The following is a 2,947-nucleotide window of genomic DNA, read 5'->3' on the forward strand; positions in this document are numbered from 1 at the left end:
GGGGCGCGCCTTCGAGTGCGTCAAGACAGATGAGATGGCGTCCCGACCTGCTTGATCCTCGCGCCGTGCTCGGGGCCGTCAAGGCGCAGCCTGGCAGCGGTAGAGCAAGCCGTCAGGACAGCACGACGGCCGGCCTTGACGGCCCTTGCGCGCGGCGCGTCTGCGCGCGCAGGCCGGGACGAAGGAACGACCGCCAGGCACGAACAAAGGAACAGTGCGAAGTGAGGAGCTATCGATGACGTAACCAACATCCCTTACCCGCCGAGGTCTGCGAGAGGATGAGACGACGATGGAGAATCGGTCTTCCCGGCGCATGCGAACACTGGTGACCCGAATGGCCCCTTCGAGGCCTGTCCGCTAATCAGCTCGAATGCGCGCTGATATCCATGATGGCCCGGAGCACAACACGCTCCAATCAGAGGCCGGATACATTGATGCAAGACCGCATCTGCCAGGTTGACGAAACCTCTTGCAACGCGCGGCCGGACCATACATTTGGGTCAAAGCAGCGGTAGATGCCAGGCTGGATCGGCATCCGGTTTGCCACTGACAGCCGACATGACACATCTTCAAGCGACCTTCGCCCTCGGGCCGTAGCCGACATCACGCCCTTGTTCGACAACCCATGTCAGCGCCACGCGCTCATCCCGGCAAAACCTGGCAGTCGTAGTGGTGCAGCGTTTGGGCAGTGTGGCTGTCGGACTACATCGCTTGCGCCAATGAACGTTTGAGCGTTGAATTCAGCGGTGATACGCCACCACGGCAAGTCGTTTTTCGAGTGTGTCTGAGCTCTCGTAGGACGAAGCGATTGAGTGACTTCATGCGTAGCTGGACAGGAGGGTACGCCTAGCGGGAGTGGTCAAGCGCGCAGCTTTATGCGCGCACCGCTCCGCACTGTCGATGGCCAACAAAAGGGAGGAGAATAATGAGCACCTGGCTTAGTGAGCGAGAACAGCGTCTCGTCGCGGGCGCCGAGGCGGCATCGGCGGCAACGCCGATTCCGACTCAGATTGTTTCCAACGGCGAGTATCTCCCGCCCCCGCAGAGCGCCATCCAGAAGAAGGTCGAAGCACGGATCAACGAGCTCGCCGACGTGAACGGCAAGCATCTCGGCTTGAGCCGCAGGCAGTTCCTGCACACGAGCTGCGGCATGGCGGCGGCCTTCCTCGCCATGAACGACATCTACGGCAACGTGTTTCAGGTCACGCCCGCCGAGGCCCATGAACCCGAGCTGATGCTGACGCGCGCACAAAGTCTCGCCGGGCAGTTCATCTTCGATGTCCAGACCCATTTCGTGCGCGACGACTTCAACCACGCGGAGCTCTTGGACCTGGGCAAGTTCGCGAGCCAGCACTGGAACCCGAAGATGAAGGAGGAAGGCGTCTCCTCGCTCGCCCGCTACAAGTTCCAGAATTACGTGAAAGAGGTCTACTACGACAGCGACACCAACATGGCGCTGCTGAGCGGCGCGCCGTTCGACGACCCAAGCTGGTGGCTCCTGTCCAACGAGCAGATCGTCAAGGCGCGCGAGCTGATCAACGACTTCGCTGGCTCCCGGCGCCTGCTGGCGCACTCCGTCATCACCCCCAAGCAACCCGGCTGGATGGACGAGGTCGACAAGGCGATAGAGGTCTATAAACCGGATTCCTGGAAGTCGTACACGATCGGCGATCCGCTGGCGCCGTCGAAGTTCCCATGGCGGCTCGACGACGAGCAGGTGATGTATCCATTCTACGAGAAAGCGGTGAAGGCCGGCATCAATACGCTGTGCATCCACAAGGGATTGCTGCCGCCCGACTACGAAAAATCGTTCGCGGGCGTGTGGGAATACGCAACGGCGTGGGACATCGGAAAGGCTGCGAAGGATTGGCCGCAGATGAACTTCGTGATCTATCACTCGGCGCTGCGGCCGTTCCTCGAGCTGCCGGACAAGGCGTGGGCGGAGTTCGAGCAGACTGGCCGCATCCAGTGGGCCTCGGATCTCGCGGAAATCCCGCAGAAGTTCGGCGTCACCAATGTCTATGCCGAGCTCGGCACGTCTTTTGCCAACTCGGCGGTGGCACATCCGAAGTTCTGCGCCGCGCTGGTCGGCACGCTGATCAAGGGCATGGGAGTCGACCACGTGATGTGGGGCACCGACTCGGTCTGGTACGGCTCACCGCAGTGGCAGATCGAGGCACTGCGCCGACTCGAAATCCCCGAGGACATGCAAAAGAAGTACGGCTTTGCGCCGCTCGGCGACGCCAACAGCGCGACCAAGCAGCTGATCTTCGCGGCCAACGCCACCAGATTTTACAAGATCAAGCTGAAGGCGGCCGATAACACTAGGATGCCCGCCTTTTCCGAGGACCGCCTCGCGGCGCTCAAGAACGAGTACGCACAAGCTGCCAAGCAACCCTCGAACCTGCGCTACGGCTACGTTCGGGCCGCCTAAGTGAACGGCGCCAGCGGTGCGGGCAGGCCCCGCTGGCGCCTCGTCGAACCCGAGCGTTGCCGGAACGGGTCAGCCCTTTCTCCCGGCGTTTTCTGCCGCTCTCGTCGGGCGAGCCCGTGAGGCCGGCGTAACGCGCGATCGCCCGTCGGTCGCGCATGCTTCGCGACAGGACCTCCTGCACCAGCATGTCGGCCGTCTCGACACCAACCCCGATCACCCGCGCCAACAGGCGCACCATGGCGTGTGGTCCATCACTGGGCGCTTGCTTGAGACGCTCCAGCCGAGCGTCCTCGATCTGCCTGATCTGATCACGGACGAGCCGCCGGCGCGCCATGTCGCGACGCAGCTCAGCCAGGGTGTTGGGCGGGATCGGCTCGCCCTCGGGGGTGCGCAAGCCGTCAAGGCGTTCGGCGGCCTTCTTCAGCTTGGGATTGAAGCCGCGGATGCCAAGCCGGATCAACGTTGCTTTCATTCGGTTGACGATCCGACTTTGCTCGCCGACGAGGCTCGCGT

At 62.6% G+C, this 2,947-nt stretch carries 2 protein-coding genes; one reads left to right on the forward strand and one right to left on the reverse strand.

Annotated elements, in window-relative coordinates:
* Positions 1-925: 925 nt before the first annotated feature.
* On the forward strand, positions 926-2,434 hold the full coding sequence (locus tag IVA82_RS16305) for an amidohydrolase family protein (RefSeq protein ID WP_247390936.1): 1,509 nt from the start codon (positions 926-928) through the stop codon (positions 2,432-2,434).
* On the opposite strand, the gene IVA82_RS16310 is transcribed toward IVA82_RS16305, so the two are convergent.
* Positions 2,364-2,947, reverse strand: a 584-nt coding sequence (locus IVA82_RS16310) for a transposase (RefSeq protein WP_247390937.1), incomplete at its 5' end; no start/stop codon positions are given. The two genes, IVA82_RS16305 and IVA82_RS16310, sit on opposite strands and share 71 nt — an antisense overlap.

This window comes from Bradyrhizobium sp. 142 (assembly GCF_023074015.1).
Classification (GTDB): domain Bacteria; phylum Pseudomonadota; class Alphaproteobacteria; order Rhizobiales; family Xanthobacteraceae; genus Bradyrhizobium.